13 protein-coding genes are annotated in these 14,494 nt (G+C 55.4%); 9 read left to right on the top strand and 4 right to left on the bottom strand.

Annotation, left to right across the window (positions count from 1 at the left end):
* The first annotated feature begins 3 nt into the window (after positions 1-3).
* Positions 4-1,380 (top strand): glycoside hydrolase family 57 protein, encoded by a 1,377-nt coding sequence (locus IE099_RS06230; RefSeq protein ID WP_189568395.1) that lies wholly within the window; start codon positions 4-6, stop codon positions 1,378-1,380.
* Between the two features lie 34 nt (positions 1,381-1,414).
* On the opposite strand, the gene IE099_RS06225 is transcribed toward IE099_RS06230, so the two are convergent.
* Positions 1,415-2,557 (bottom strand): GAF domain-containing sensor histidine kinase, encoded by a 1,143-nt coding sequence (locus tag IE099_RS06225; RefSeq protein WP_194598372.1) that lies wholly within the window; start codon positions 2,555-2,557, stop codon positions 1,415-1,417.
* A 193-nt stretch (positions 2,558-2,750) separates the two neighbouring features.
* Positions 2,751-4,136, bottom strand: coding sequence for a magnesium transporter (gene mgtE, locus IE099_RS06220; protein ID WP_189568389.1), 1,386 nt, complete (start codon positions 4,134-4,136; stop codon positions 2,751-2,753).
* Positions 4,137-4,263: 127 nt separating this feature from the next.
* Here mgtE and IE099_RS06215 point away from each other — a divergent pair, with 127 nt between their 5' ends.
* From IE099_RS06215 to IE099_RS06200, 4 genes are all read left to right on the top strand, one after another.
* On the top strand, positions 4,264-4,746 hold the full coding sequence (locus IE099_RS06215) for an NlpC/P60 family protein (protein ID WP_189568386.1): 483 nt from the start codon (positions 4,264-4,266) through the stop codon (positions 4,744-4,746).
* 170 nt (positions 4,747-4,916) lie between these two features.
* Entirely contained in the window at positions 4,917-5,477 is a 561-nt protein-coding gene (locus tag IE099_RS06210; RefSeq protein WP_189568384.1) for a sigma-70 family RNA polymerase sigma factor, read from the top strand.
* The gene (locus IE099_RS06205; RefSeq protein ID WP_189568381.1) at positions 5,474-7,129 is read left to right on the top strand and encodes a LamG-like jellyroll fold domain-containing protein; all 1,656 of its coding nucleotides are present in this window, start codon (positions 5,474-5,476) and stop codon (positions 7,127-7,129) included. The genes IE099_RS06210 and IE099_RS06205 overlap by 4 nt, the downstream gene beginning before the upstream one ends.
* A gap of 147 nt (positions 7,130-7,276) precedes the next feature.
* Positions 7,277-8,179 carry a tetratricopeptide repeat protein gene (locus tag IE099_RS06200; protein ID WP_189568378.1) on the top strand — a complete coding sequence of 301 codons (903 nt, stop codon included), beginning with the start codon at positions 7,277-7,279 and terminating at the stop codon, positions 8,177-8,179.
* A gap of 76 nt (positions 8,180-8,255) precedes the next feature.
* Here IE099_RS06200 and IE099_RS06195 read toward each other — a convergent pair whose 3' ends face one another.
* Together IE099_RS06195 and IE099_RS06190 are read right to left on the bottom strand one after the other, a co-directional pair.
* A complete protein-coding gene (locus tag IE099_RS06195; RefSeq protein WP_189568375.1) occupies positions 8,256-9,179 on the bottom strand; it encodes a M28 family peptidase in 924 nt (307 codons plus the stop codon).
* A 36-nt stretch (positions 9,180-9,215) separates the two neighbouring features.
* Positions 9,216-10,136: a ParB/RepB/Spo0J family partition protein gene (locus IE099_RS06190; RefSeq protein WP_189568372.1), complete on the bottom strand. Its 921-nt coding sequence runs from the start codon at positions 10,134-10,136 to the stop codon at positions 9,216-9,218.
* Between the two features lie 155 nt (positions 10,137-10,291).
* Here IE099_RS06190 and IE099_RS06185 point away from each other — a divergent pair, with 155 nt between their 5' ends.
* From IE099_RS06185 to IE099_RS06170, 4 genes are all read left to right on the top strand, one after another.
* Positions 10,292-10,912, top strand: a complete 621-nt coding sequence (locus IE099_RS06185) for a hypothetical protein (RefSeq protein ID WP_189568370.1) — start codon at positions 10,292-10,294, stop codon at positions 10,910-10,912.
* Between the two features lie 93 nt (positions 10,913-11,005).
* On the top strand, positions 11,006-11,593 hold the full coding sequence (locus IE099_RS06180) for an SET domain-containing protein (protein WP_189568367.1): 588 nt from the start codon (positions 11,006-11,008) through the stop codon (positions 11,591-11,593).
* A gap of 24 nt (positions 11,594-11,617) precedes the next feature.
* Positions 11,618-12,685 carry a peroxiredoxin family protein gene (locus tag IE099_RS06175; protein WP_189568364.1) on the top strand — a complete coding sequence of 356 codons (1,068 nt, stop codon included), beginning with the start codon at positions 11,618-11,620 and terminating at the stop codon, positions 12,683-12,685.
* 104 nt (positions 12,686-12,789) lie between these two features.
* A complete protein-coding gene (locus IE099_RS06170) occupies positions 12,790-14,493 on the top strand; it encodes a GspE/PulE family protein (RefSeq protein ID WP_189568361.1) in 1,704 nt (567 codons plus the stop codon).
* Position 14,494: the final 1 nt, after the last annotated feature.

Below are 14,494 nucleotides of genomic sequence, written 5' to 3'. Positions count from 1 at the left end.
ACAATGATGAAAGGTTTTCTAACCAGACTCAGCAAGGTCCTCGCTAGCGATAGCTCCGAGGGAAGCGACAAGAACGCGAAAGCCGCGAAAGCCGCGGAGGAGACGACCCAGCCTCCCGCCGTGCCGGACAAAGTCGCGAATACCAAAAAGAAAAAGGCTCCCAAGGAAGAGAAGAAGGTTTCCAAGATTCAGGTGGACCCAAGCTTGCAGCCCATTTGCTTTTTCTTTGAGGCCCATCAGCCGAACCGTCTCAAGCCCTACAGCTTCTTCGACATCGGCAATGATCCTTTCTATGAAGACGACGAGCTGAACCGGAAGCTCTTGGACGAGGTTTGTGAGGTATCCTACCTCCCAGCCAACAAGATGATGACCGAGTTGATCAAAGAGGGGAAAGGCCAATTCCGAATCTCTTTGTCGGTGAGTGGAGTCCTCCTTGAGCAACTCGAGCTGAATCGCCCTGACGTCTTGAAAAGCTTTCAGGACCTTCACGCTACTGGCGGGGTCGAGATCGTTGCGGAAACCTACTATCACTCGATGGGTTTCCACCGCAGCAAAGAGGAGTTCAAAGAGCAGGTCGAGAAGCAGCTGGAGAAGATCAAAGAGGTCTTTGGCGTGCGACCCAAAGCCTTTCGCCACACAGCTTGTGTCTATTACAACGAGCTCGCAGCCTTTGTGGAAAGCATGGGTTTCGAGTCCATGTTAGGTGAGGCCGTCGGGTGGATCTTGCATGGGCGGGAAGCCAACCGTCTCTATCGCTCTCCCAACTGTACGACTTTGAAGGCGCACCTTCGCAACGGGATTCTTTCCGACGATGTGGCCTTCCGGTTCGGCAACCACGCTTGGCCGCAACATCCGCTTACCGCTGAGAAATTCGCGACTTGGTGCCAAACGAATGGCGGGGAAGTGGTGAACCTCTTCATGGACTATGAGTGCATCGGCAAGCATCAGGACAAGGACACGGGCATCTTTGAGTTCTTCCGGGCCTTTCCTGCGGCTTGGGAAAAGCTAGGCGGGCGCTTCGTCACGGTGTCTGAATCTGCGGCAGAACTCGAGGTTGCCGGGGAGTATGATTGTCACGAACCCACTTCCTGGGCAGACACGGAGAAAGACCTGTCGCCTTGGAAAGGGAACGCCATGCAGGAAGAAGCCCGCCGCAAAATCCTCATCATTGAGAAGCAGGTGAAGTCCAAAAATAATCCTGAGCTCCTTCACCAGTGGCGCAAGATGCAGACTGCAGAGCACTTCTACTTCATGAGCACCAAGGGAGGCGAATCGGGTAAGGTTCACGAACGTTTGCGTCCATACCCCAGCGCTTATGAAGCCTACCTCTACTTTATGAACGCTCTTTCGGATCTTCAGATTCGGTTGGATGAAGAATAGTTGACGGGGAAGAGCTCCCCTGACGAGCGGTCGGTTAGGCTCGTGGGAAGAGAGTCTCGAATTCCGCGCTTTGCCCGACTTCGCTCACCAGCTCAAGCGAGCCTCCCGTTTGACTGGCGAGCCTGCGGGCGATGGATAGACCCAAACCCGTGGATGTCTCTTCGGCTGTAGGGTTGGCGCTCAAGCGGGAATATCGCTGGTAAAGGCGTGTGAGGTCGTCTTCGCTGAAGCCGGGCCCGGAGTCGCGGACTCGGATGCCAATCATGTCTTCGCGCTCAAAGATGGAGATATGAACCTCTCCGCCACGGGGTGAATACTTGATCGCGTTGTCAATGAGGTTGTCGAGAACCCGCTCCACCAACCAATGGTCCGCATTGGTAAGAGCCGAAGAATCGGTCAGAGTCGATTTCAACGAAATTGATTTAAGTTCAGCGGTCGCCTTTTGGTTTTCCACAATATTTTGAAGGACCGAGGATAGGTCGCAGGAGTTCTCTTCGGAACGTCTCCGCTCGAGAGAGTTTGCCTCCTTCAAAAGCTCCACCGCCTGCCCGGTAGACGAGAGAATGCCGTCGAGCAATGGATAGGTCTCGGGTGGGAAGCTGGATTTTCTTTCCAGAAGAAGTCGGGCCGAGAAGTCGGCAGCTGCCAGGGGACTCTTGAGATCATGGATCATGACATCCAGCAGACTCCGCCAACGCGCCTTCTCCATCTGGAACTGCACTTGGGTTGCGGCAATGGCTGCAAAGTCGCGAGCTCGATCGACTTCTTCTTCGGTCCAGTCTCTTTCAATGGAATCAATGAGGCAAAAAGCTCCGAGGATGTTCCCAAACCGGTCCGACAGAGGGAAGCCGAGGTAGGCGATTACCCCCAAATCAACGACAGCCGGATTGTTGCAAAAACGATCGTCATTTCGCGAATCATTGACCACCACCACGCGACGGGAAGACACCACGGTCTGACAAAAGGAATGACTGATGGGAGTCTCGCGCAAATCGCAATACGGGGCCGTTAGCCCCACTTGCCCCGCAAAAACCTGTCGCTCTTTCTCAACAATTGAAACCAGGCACACCGGAACATTCAGCACCCGTGCGCCCAGTTTGGTGATCCGATCAAACTCGCCCATCGCCGAGCGACTCAGGCTTTCCACAAAGGTTGTTGCGATTTCTTGCTCGATCACGGTAAGAGGTTTGAAGGCAACTCGGTGTGAAGACACTGATTGCCGGGGAGTTTCTGCCAACGGGGCTCATCAAGAACCCCAAATGATATCCGTTAGCTTTGCGCCTGAAGAGCTACTTGGCAAGAGGGCTCCCTCCATTTTTTTGCCTCCGTGAAAATCGCTTCGTCACCAAGAGCCTGCTGGCCGAAGGGGATCAGGTAAGTTTGTCGAGAACCGCAGAGGCCAGAGAAAGCACGAGGAAGAAGCCACACATGTCGGTGCAGGTGGTCAGAATCGGGCCGCTCGCCAACGCGGGGTCCACCTTTCTGCTTTTCAAAAAGAGGGGGACCAGACCGCCCAGAAGAACAGAGAGCACCGTGTTCAACGCAAGAGCAGAGGCAACCACTGCACCCAATACCAAGTTCCCTTTCCAAATGGCGGCTACCACCCCTAAAAGGATCCCCAGCAAGGAGCCATTGATGATTCCGACCAGTCCTTCTTTGCTGAGAACTCTCACGAAGTCCTTGGGCTTCAGAATCCCCAGGGTGAGCTCGCGGATGCTTACTGCTACCGCTTGATTTCCGCTGCATCCCGACATGTCCGAAACAATGGGGAGAAAGACCGCCAAAGCGATGACTTCCTGGAGGGTGGCCTCGTTCGCCGCAATCACGCTGGCCGCTGCTAGATTCAGAACAATATTGGGAGCAAGCCAAGCCAGGCGCTTGCGGCAGCGGTCGAAGAGAGGCATCGACCGCAACTCCTCACCGTCTACAATACCCTGCGATTGCAAGTATTGCTCAGTCTGTTCGTCCGAGGTCTCCCGCTGGACGGTATCGCGCGGCACAACCCCGACCAAACGGCCGGCATCGTCGACGACGGGAAGGCCCAGGAAGGCTCGTTTGGTAAAAATCTCAGCCAAATCATGAAAGTCCATTTGATCCGATACTGAGAGCGGATCGGGAATCATCAGTTCCCCGATGGTCTTTGAGCGCGGAGCCCAGAACAGCTGTCGTAGCTGGAGCACGCCAACAAGCCGCTTTTCTTCGTCCACCACATAGAGGTATTGAATGTCCCGGTCCGAGTAATCATCCGCATGATTGTAGAGATCGTTGAGAAGCTCCTGCACCGTTGTCTCCTGAGGAAAAGAAACCGGACTGCCCCGCATCAGGCTACCCGCGCACCCTTCCGGATACTCCAAGCGCGCTTTCAGTTCGCTCAGGCTCTCTCCGTCCTGAATCTCATGGAGGATCTGAGCCGAGTCCTGATCTTCCAACTCGCGCAGGAGCCGGCTACTGGTTTCCGCCGGCAGACACTCGACCGCCGCAGCAGTTTGCTCGCTGGGTAGAGTTTCCAGCAATTCCACGGCTTGAGCCTCAGGTAGCTCCTGAAGCAATTGGGCAAAATCCTTGCTGGGGAGAGTGACTAACAGAGCTTCCCGATTTTCCTGGGAGAGGAGGGAAACTGCCCGGGCCTGGTCCTCGGCTTCCAAGCCATCGAGGATGCTCTTGGTGAGAACGGTATCTTGAGCCTGAAGCGCTTCGTCGAGCGTTTCCCAAGCTTCGGTTTCTTCTGGAGGGGTCTCCTCAGAGGGTGGAGTCATTGGTACGAGGCTAGACCGGAAGGTAGCGCTTGGCCATCCTTGCTTGCCTGGCGGACACAGGGAATTTCTCTTAGGCGGTCACGGCTGGAGCTTCTCTGGCCCGCGTGGAGCAGTAGGCTTTCACCCGATGAGGCATTTGATGATTGGGATCGCCCTTTGTTTATTGATTCCGGGCTGTTCGTTCGGCCCTTCAGCCAAATCGCGGGATGGGGTCATTGTCCGAAACGGTCGCGGCCTGGTGGCGCGAAGTGCTCCGCCCTACGTCAAGAAAGCGGTAGCGGCCGCCAATCGCATCGCGGGCAAACCCTACAAGTGGGGCGGCGGGCACGGCACTCACATCGACAGTGGTTACGATTGCTCGGGTGCAACCAGTTATGTGCTGCGCGAGGCGGGATTGCTGAACGGCTCTCTGCCATCCAAGGGATTCTATCGATATGGCCGACGGGGAGCGGGGGATTGGATCACAGTCTGGGTGCGGGATGGACACGTCTTTCTTACCATTGGAGGGGCTCGCTTCGACGCCATGGGAGAGGATTCTCATGGCGGTCCAAAATGGTTCACCAGCGAGCGCTCCACCCGCAAATTCACCCCCCGACGCCCTAAAACCTAGAGGCGGGGGTATTGGGCGGCATCACCATTGTCGGGACCTTTCATTCGATGCGAACCGGAGCGAATCAGTTATTCTTTCGTGAAAGCGTCCTTAATGAGTGACATATTTTTACAATACATCATTTTGCAGGGCAATTTTAGGTGCTAAAGGCAGTAAGAAAGGGAAGGAAAATGGAGGAGAACGAGAAAGACACACCCCGAATCGGTAACGAAGAACCCAGCGGCGACGGCCGGGATCTCTTTATCCCGCTCTTTATGGCGAGTGAACGACGCCTTCGAGCCTTCGTTTATGGCATGGTGCCCAGCCAGCAAGATGTCGATGAGGTGATGCAGGAGGTCTCGATCGTCCTTTGGAAAAAGTTCGACAAATTCGAGCCGGGAACCGAGTTCATCCGCTGGGCTTACGCCGTCGCGCGTTTTGAAGTTCTCGCTTACCGTCGGAAAAAGGCACGGGATCGCCTTTGCTTCAGCGAGAACCTCTTGGAGCTCCTCGCCAACGAATACGAGGAGGAACGGCAAGTTCTGGAAGACGAGCGCCACGCTTTGGCAGCCTGTCTGGAACGGTTGCCGGCGAGTGAGCGCGAGCTCATTTTGACCGCTTACGGAAAAGATTTAAGAATCAACGAAATTGCAGAAGCCTCCGGGTTGACTGCTTCGAGCCTTTACAAAAGATTAAACCGGTTGCGCAAACGCCTTTTGGACTGCGTCACCATGAAGATGAAGACGGCATGAAGCCCGAACAAACACAAAATTGGAACGCCAGCGACGAGTTGGAGGGATTGGTGAATGATTGGTGCAACCGCCAGTGTGGTGCCGACCAGGTTCAACGTCTGGAGGAGCTCCTCCTCGATGACTACGAGGCTCGTCATTACTACCGGCGGATGATGAACATTCACGCCGAGTTGCATGAACAATCAGAAAGCGCGGTGGAAAACCAGAAGGTCATCACGCTGCCTACCAAGGGAAAGAACCGCAATCGCATCTTTGCCTGGGGAGGGTGGGCTGTGGCTGCCTCGGTTGCAATTTCGGCTTTGATGCTGCAACTGGCCTCGCGCAAAGCTGAGAAGCCCATTGCCGCAGCTGAATCCCAGTCGATCGAAGTGCCTTCGCCTACTGTTGGCCTGATGGTCAATCACTCGGGTGCCCAGTTCGCAGGCCTGGAGGATGACATGCCCATTCGGTTCGGTCCCGGCAAATACCAACTGGAGAGCGGGATTGTTCATCTACGGATGACCAATGGCGTCGATGTCGTCATGCGTGGGCCGGCAACCTTTGGATTACACGATCCCAAATTGATGACTTTGGAAAATGGCGCTCTGCGCGCAATCGTTCCCAACAGCGGCAAAGGGTTTACGGTGCAGTCTCCCGAGATGGCCTACGAGGATTTGGGAACTGAATTCGGGGTCTTTGTCCAGGATGGACGCAGCGAGATGCACGTCTTCAACGGCCAAGTCGACGCTCACCAAATCAGCACCAACAGCAAGGTGGCTTCAGTCTATGATGGCGAGTCCTTGCGTCAGGAGGGACCGAACTTCACGGTTGATGTCTCGGAGCCTGAAATGGAGTTTCCCTTGCCAGAGGATGTCGGTTTTGGCGGATGGTTGAGCCAGCAACCATCGACCATCATTCCCGACGGGCTGATCGCCTATTATCCATTCAATTACGATCCGGAGCTCCCGGAAGTACTTAAAAATGAGGCATCCAATGTGCCCTCCCATCGCATGATGGCTGACGGGCTCGTGATGGGCGCACGTTGGGTCTCCGGCCGCTGGTCGGAGAAAGACGCCCTCCTGTTCAATCAACAAGGCGAACACGCCGAGTTCGAAATCCCGGGGGAGTATGAAGAAATCACGCTATCCGTGTGGGCCAATATCGATCACTTGGATAATTCCTTGAATGCGATTATGACCAGCACGGGCTGGAGCCCAGGAGACCTGCACTGGCAAATCCTGCGCTCGCAGGATCCTATTCTGGCGATCCACGAGATCGCGGAGACCGGTTCCTTGTTGGTGAAGCCTATCGAGTTGGGTCGTTGGATTCATCTTGTTGCAGTCGTCAGCAAGACGGAACGGAGAACCCGCTTTTACGTCGATGGCCACCTTGCCCAAGAGAACAAGCTCCCTGCCGATGCCTTGGTGAAACCGGGCAAAGTCTGGATGGGTGACTGGAAGCAGGAGGCCGATGACCGCTACGTGAAGCGGAATTTCCGCGGGAAAATCGACGAGCTCGCCATTTGGGACCGCGCTTTGACTGGGGACGAAATCAAGGAACTGACTCATGCCGGCACTCCTTCCATGCTCTTGATGGGCAGAACTCCCGAGGTCATCGCAACTCCCCGTCGCAACGCGACGTTCCCAGCGCCTGACGTCAGAATCGAGAAATGATGGGATGCGGGAGTGCAATGCTCTCGCTTTTTCCTTTTGACTGAAAATTGGGGTCTGTCACGCTGACAGAAATGTGAATGTATGCCCTAATTTAAGATGGGGAAGGAGGCTGGAAGTCGCCATCCTTTGCCCATGGGCTCTACGACGATGATTGAACAACAACTACCATTCATTGAGGTGGGAGGGAATTTCGACTGGACCGAGACCGACGATCGAATTCGTGCGGCCGAGGCCGAAGGGGACCTTTCCGGAGCTCAAGAGATTGCCGATACGGCGGTGCAGGATGCGCGTTCGAATCAGAATGGCAGCCACAAGGATGCCGAACGCCTCCTCTTTTGTTTGGAGGCCCGGGCTGACTGGTCCAGCCGGCAGGGGAACTACCTGGATGCCAAGGACGATTACTTGGAAGCCATTTCGCTGGTAGCAGGGAAGTCGGGCCAGGAGGGAGCGGTTGGACGTCTCTACGGCAGTCTGGGCTACCTCTTCGAAAGCACCGAAAAGTTTGATGAGGCGATCGATGCCTACGAGCGCGCGCTCGAGCAATTGGGCCGACTACGCCATCCGGCTGTCATTGACGAGGTCCGCCTCTCTAACAATTTGGCCTTTCTTTATGCGGCGAAAGACGATTTCGATCAGGCTGAAACCCTGTTTCTTAAAGCTCTGAAGCTTGCACACGGTGAGCTAGGCGCTTCCGATCCCGACACCACGGGCGTCTGCAATAATGTCGGGGCGCTTTACCAGAAGGCAGGGCACCTGGAGCAAGCCCGTGAGATGCATGTCATGGCGTTGGAAGGACGGAAAGAAGACGGCGGCAACAAGGCGGACATCGCCCAATCGCACGGAAACCTTGCAATCGTCTTTGCGGAGGAAGGGAACGAGAAGGAGTCCCGCAGCCACTTTGAATCTGCCTTGGCCAATTTCCAAAGTGTCGGTAGCGAGTGGAGCGAAGACTTTGAGGCGGTTTGCGAGAACTATCTTCAGCTCTTGAAGAACGTGGGCGACCGGGAAGGCGAAGAACGGGTGAAGGCCCTTCTTGAAAAGGGAATTTAGCCTTCAGTAGTAAAGGTTCTCTTTTCGCTCGTTTCGTTTTCTGGCTGAACTCGCCAATCTGGAAGCGGGCTTCCTTCTATTTGAGAAGCTCGCGCAACATTTCCTCAACCACCGATTTGGTAATGGCGAGTGATTCAGGAGAAATGATGGACAGGTTGTCCTTGGGAGTGTGCCACCAGCCGCTGCGCTGAAAGTCGCCGATGATATCGATGGTGGGAATCCCGGCATCGTTGAGAGGAACGTGGTCGTCCAAAATCTCTCCGGCCGCCATCCCGAAGTGTTTGTTGTGACCCAGTTTATCGACCGCCGCATTCATGACTCGAACCAAATGAGCGGGAGAATCGGCGGGAACTTTGATGGAAAGATTCTTATGTCCCACCATATCGAGAAGAATACCAAAAGAGGGTTTGTATGATGCGCCATTCCAACGAGCAGCATAGGCCCGCGAGCCATAGATTCCGTCAAAAAGACCGCCTGCCTTCGGTCCCATGTTCTCGGTAAAAGCTTCTTCACCATCAAAGAAAATCAGCTCCATTCGGGACGCCTTCTCGGGCGTCTCAGCCATTTCCCGGGCCATGGTGAGAATGAGCCCACAAGCGGAACCCGCATCATCTGCACCGAGAAAACGTTGGTTGGAATAGTATTTGGAATCCAAATGAGCGCAGAGCAGGCCATCGATTCTGGCTTTCCAAGGATCTTCATTTGGTGAAGCTGGGAAGCGGGCGATGAGGTTGGTGAAGGTCCGGGGACCTATGGGTGTCTGGGATTGAAAAGTCTGGGCTCCCACCGTCCAGCCGGTCTCTTCCAATACCTCGGTCACGTAATTTCTGACCTCAACCGCGCCCTGTGAACCTGGATAGCGCGGGCCAAAGGACAGGATATTGGAGGTGTGGGCAAACGGAGTGCCGGAGTGATCGAGACTGACAGGCGGACTGGTGGTTTCTTTCTCTTTGCAACCGACCAAACAGAGAGCGAGAAGCAAGGGGAGTGACAGGCGCATGAAAAAGAAGGTCTTGGGAAAAAGAACGAAACGGACTCAGTCGAGGCTGATTCCCATAATCTCCAGGATATTGTTCAAGCCGTCGTCACCTTTGTAGTAAACGATTTCGATTCGCCCCTTGTCCGCTCCGGGAGTGATCGAAACCTGGGTTTGAAATTTGGACCGCAGCTTGGATTCGATTTGGCTATAGAGGGCCGCCAACTCTGGAGTGATTTCCTTCTTGGACCTGGTTTTCCTCTGCTTGCCATCGGTTTCGCGATGGTAATCTTGGATCAGCTTTTCGGTGGCCCGCACAGTGAGCTTGCGCCGAATGATCTCTTGCGCGGCCACCTTTTGCGCCTTGCCGTCCTTAATGGAGAGGATCGCTTTGGCATGACCAACTGAAATGGAGCCCTGCGCCACAAGGGGCTGCACATCCTTGTGAAGATCTAACAGACGCATCGAGTTCGCCACCGAAGCGCGCGATTTACCGACGGTCTTTGAAATTTCTTCCTGCTTCAGTCCAAACTCGCGGGCGAGTCGAACGTAACCCATGGCCTCTTCCATGGGATTGAGATCCGCACGCTGAAGGTTCTCGATGAGAGCCATCTCCAGCACTTCCCGGTCGGTAGCCTCCCGCTCGATAATGGGGACGGTCTTCAGACCAATCTTCTTGGATGCACGCCAGCGGCGCTCACCAGCAATCAGTTCCAACTCTCCATCAACCGGCCGGACGATGAGAGGCTGGATGACTCCGTGATGCTTGATGGACTCGACCAACTCGTCCAATTCGCCTTCGACGAAGTGAGTCCGGGGCTGCAGGGGGGAAGGGCGAACCTGGGAGAGGGGAACCTCCCGAACGGATGCGGTAGCGTCCGAAGGCATGGCATTGGAATCCGGTGACACCTTGGAAGGAGCCTTGCTACCGGAATTGTTAATGAGGGCACCGAGACCCTTACCCAAAGCTTGTTTTGCCATCGGCAAGCTTAGTGACAAATGGCGGGGCTTTGGCAAAGCCGAAAGTTTTTAAAATTGCTCGAAAGGCCAACTTCTTAGCCAAGCGCTCAAAGGAGGAGGTTCAATGCGCGACAAGCTGGCTTGACCCGAGAAGGTCCGCAGTGCAAACATCAGTGGTGCGCACTTTTTTTCTTTCTCTAACGATTAGTTTCGCGGTTGCAAATTCAGGCCTAGGCCAAGCCGGGGTGGTCGAAGATGCGGAGGTTTTGGAACGTGCGATCGTTCGTCAGGCTGTCCCTGCGGATGTCCTCGCCGACGCAGTCAAGGAGGTGCAGCAAGTCGGAGATTTGACCTTGAAGGGGGACTTCATGGGAGTAGTCGACAAGCTCTATCCCCGCTATCGCCACCGGGCCGCCAAGAAGCTCGGCGGCAACGAGGAAATGGCAGCAACAATGAAGAAGATGGTGGACGATCTCGCGGCATCGGGAATCACCATCACCAAGTTTGTGGCCGAGCCCGCCCTCCATGGTTTTGACATCCCTGAATTCCGCGAGTGGTTGGTCTTCGTTCCGACCACCCGCCTGGTTCGCCGCATCGATCCGGCAACCGGATTGGTCGAGCGGATGGAGATCAAGGACTACCAGGTCGCCATCCGGAAAAAGACCGAAGGCTCCAGCTGGTCCTTCCTCAATGGCTCAACCCTCAATATGCAGGAATTGCGCGCGCTCTTTCCAACGCTTCCTGCCGATATCGAAGAGTTTGCCGTGCCCGAAAAGGGTGCTCGCCGGGTCAAGTAGCCCGACGAATTTTCCTCCCAAGCCTTTTGCGAACATGCTTAAGGCTCGCGCTTGATCCTGAATTGTTGATCTTGTCCCCGTTCACCCTTCGTCATGTCGAAATCCGAAAAAAAGAAGAGCCGTAAATTCAAGTCCTACGAAAAGGCTCGCGCCGCCTTGAAGAGAGTGGAGGAGCTCAAAAAACGTGGAGAGAGCGAATGGGTCGAAGTGCGGGGATCGGAGATTCATGGACGCGGCGTTTACGCAGCTTGCGACATCCCCGAGGACACCGAGATTATTGAGTATGTTGGTGAACCCATTGACAAGGAAGAGAGCGAGCGCCGGGCTTGGGTCCAGATGGCCAAGGCGGAAACCGATGGCGATGCCGCGGTCTATATCTTTACGCTCAATGACGACTGGGACTTGGATGGAAGCGTGGAGTGGAACACCGCCCGCCTCATCAACCATTCCTGCGACCCGAATTGCGTAGCCTATACCGAGGAGGGCGAAGACGAAGATCGAATCGTGATCTATGCTTTGCGCGACATCGAAGCCGGCGAAGAACTAAGCTTCGATTACGGCTTTGACTTGGAGTGCTACGAGGATCACCCTTGTCGATGTGGCTCACCCAATTGCATTGGTTACATCGTGAGCCAGGAGCAATGGCCAGAACTCCGGAAGCTCCTTAAGAAAAAGAAATGAGCGGTCTCGCTTACCCCTTTCAAAATGAAACACTTTATCTTCACCATTCTTCTCTCCGTTCTTTGCCTGCCAAGTCTCCATGCTGACGAGGCCGGCGCAAAAAAGGTAATCGATCAATACGAGGCCGAGGTGAATGCTTGGGTCACCAAGATCAACGCCGCCCCTGACATCGCAGCCCGGCGGGAACTTTGGAAAGTGATTCCCGACCCCGACGCCTTCGGGCTCAGGCTTCTACGCCAACTGGATGGAGCTTGGAACCAACCCTGGTTCTTGGACTACGCCCCCAAGCTGCTGCAACTGGCTCCGGCATTTTCTGTTAAGCCCGTGTCGGAGAATTCGACCAAGACCCCACTGTCGGTGGTGCGCGATTCGGCAGACCGCTTTCACTTTGCCAGCCCCAAGGTTGGCCCACTGTGTTTGGCACTGGTTGCCGACTCTGGTCCGGCTACCCGAAAGTTTCTCGAAAAGGTAGAAGCCAATCATCCTGACAAGAAAGTCCAGGGTCAGGCGGCGATGGCCTTGGCTCTCCTCTCGAGAGAGCTCGGCGACGGAGGAGGCTTTGCGCAGTTCAAGGCCCAGCGCATTGATTGGATTCGCAAAGCGATCATCGAAGCGGCTGATGTGGAGGTCGGAAACACGACCGTCGGCAAAATGGCGGAAGAATTTCTCTTCTCCATTTCCAAACTCGACAAGGGGATGGAGGCTCCAGACATCTTGGGCTGGAATGTCTCCGAGCAAGCCATGCGTCTCAGCGACTATCGCGGCAAGCCGGTCATCATTGTCTTCTGGCACACCCGCATGCAGGCCTCCGAGGAAACCATGGCCTTCCTTCGCAAACTCGAAGACCGGTTGGGGCCCAAGGGGGTGGCTGTTCTCGGAGTAGCCAGTGAAAGTCGTCCCGCCCTGCGCGAAATGGTGAAGAGTGGCTCGGTCACTTGGAAGAACTGGTTGGACGCCAATGGGAAGATTGCGAACCTCTATCAGGTCACCGATTATCCCGCTTGCTGGGTGCTGGATGGAGCGGGAAAAGTGCAGTATCGCGGGGTCCCCGGACCCTTCGCCGAGCTGACTGCCGAAGCATTGGTGAAGTAGGGAGCACTTTCTAGCTTTGGATAAAGTCAGATTTCCGCGAGATAACTCGAAAAAAGGGTGACAGCTGGAGCTCTTTGCGGCGTTCTGTTCTCTGTAAGATTGCGATGATCAATTTGTTGTTGGAACCGGCCCGCGAGACCGGATGTGAGGATTTGGCTGCGGTCGAAGAGGTTCTGGGAGCAGCGAAACAGCGTCAGCGATCCCAGATCGACGATGTCCTCGATACGGGTGCAGTCGACGAGGAACCTTACATGCAGCGTCTGGCTGACAACCTCGGGATGGAATGGCTGGCGGAAATACCCGCGCCCGAGTCACCCATCGACCTTCGCGACGTGTGTGGCCCACGGGTGGCCTTGGGGCATCAGGTGTTGCCAGTGGAAGTGATTGGCGAAGACGGGGACGAAAGCCTCGTGATGGCCACTTACGATCCCTTCAATCTCCTCGCCAAACAAGCGGCGGTGCAGGCGATTGAAATCCCAATCATCTGGAAGATGGCTTCTCGTCGCCGGGTCTATGATGGCTTGCGTCGACTCTACGGGGTGGGAGCTGACACCTTTGAACAGATTCTGGAAGGGCGCGATATGGACCTCGAGAATCTCGAGGTCCAAGACGAGACCAATGTCATCGACGATGATGACACCGAGGCCAGCGTGGTCAAATTCGTGAACCAAATTCTCCGCGAAGCCCTCGACCAAGGTGCGACTGATGTCCACGTTGAACCTTTGTCGAATAATCTCCGGATTCGCTACCGCGTCGACGGACGTCTCATCGATGTAGCGGTTCCCGATCAGATCAAGACTTTGCAAAGCTCGGTGATTGCGCGACTTAAGATCATGTCGCGGCTGGATATTGCCGAGAAGCGTCTTCCGCAGGATGGCCGGATCAACCTTTCCCTGGAAGGGCAGTCCATCGATGTCCGGGTTGCCACCGTTCCGACGGTGGAGGGGGAGAGCGTCAGCCTTCGTCTTCTCAACCAGGAGAAATTCAACGTGGCCAAGCTCGGGATGGAACCCTTCGTCCTCGATCGCATTCGCCAGCTTCTCGACCTTTCCAACGGCATTATTTTGATTACCGGGCCGACCGGTTCGGGTAAGTCCACCAGTCTCTATTCCTTCCTGAGCGAACTCAACAAGTCCGACACCCGTATCGTAACGGTGGAAGACCCGGTGGAGAACAAGCTGGATGGGGTGATGCAGATTGCGGTCAAATCCGAGATCGGCCTCACCTTCGCAAGTGGCCTTCGCTCGATTCTACGGGCTGACCCCAACATCGTCATGATTGGTGAGATTCGGGATTTGGAGACTGCGGAGATTGCCATTCGGGCCTCCCTCACCGGTCACCTTGTATTCAGCACCTTGCACACCAACGACTCACTGGGAGGAATCAGTCGTCTGGTCGACATGGGGGTGGAACCCTTTCTGGTCAGTGCGGCGGTGCGAGCCTTCTTGGCCCAACGTCTGGTGCGCAAGCTTTGCCAGCATTGCAAGACCCCGGTCGAAATCTCGGATGACCAGCGACGCCGTTTGAAGATTCCACATCTCGAGGGACAGGCCTACGAGCCAGTGGGCTGCGACAAGTGCCGCAACACCGGCTTCTCGGGACGTCTCGCGATTTACGAAGTGGCCACCCTCACCGAACCGATGCAGGACCTGATCATCAAGGGCGCAAATGGAAACGTGCTGAAGGAGCAGGCCGTCAAAGATGGCTACGTGCCGATGCGCGATTATGGCTGGTATAAGGTCATGACGGGAATGACTACGGTTGAGGAAGTGGTTTCCGCGACTGCGGTCGACTTGGGCGGAGAATAAT

This window comes from Roseibacillus persicicus (assembly GCF_014651675.1).
GTDB classification, from domain to species: Bacteria; Verrucomicrobiota; Verrucomicrobiia; order Verrucomicrobiales; family Akkermansiaceae; genus Roseibacillus; species Roseibacillus persicicus.
Note: the sequence above shows the minus strand (reverse complement) of the source record. Positions and strands in the feature narration are given on the sequence as shown.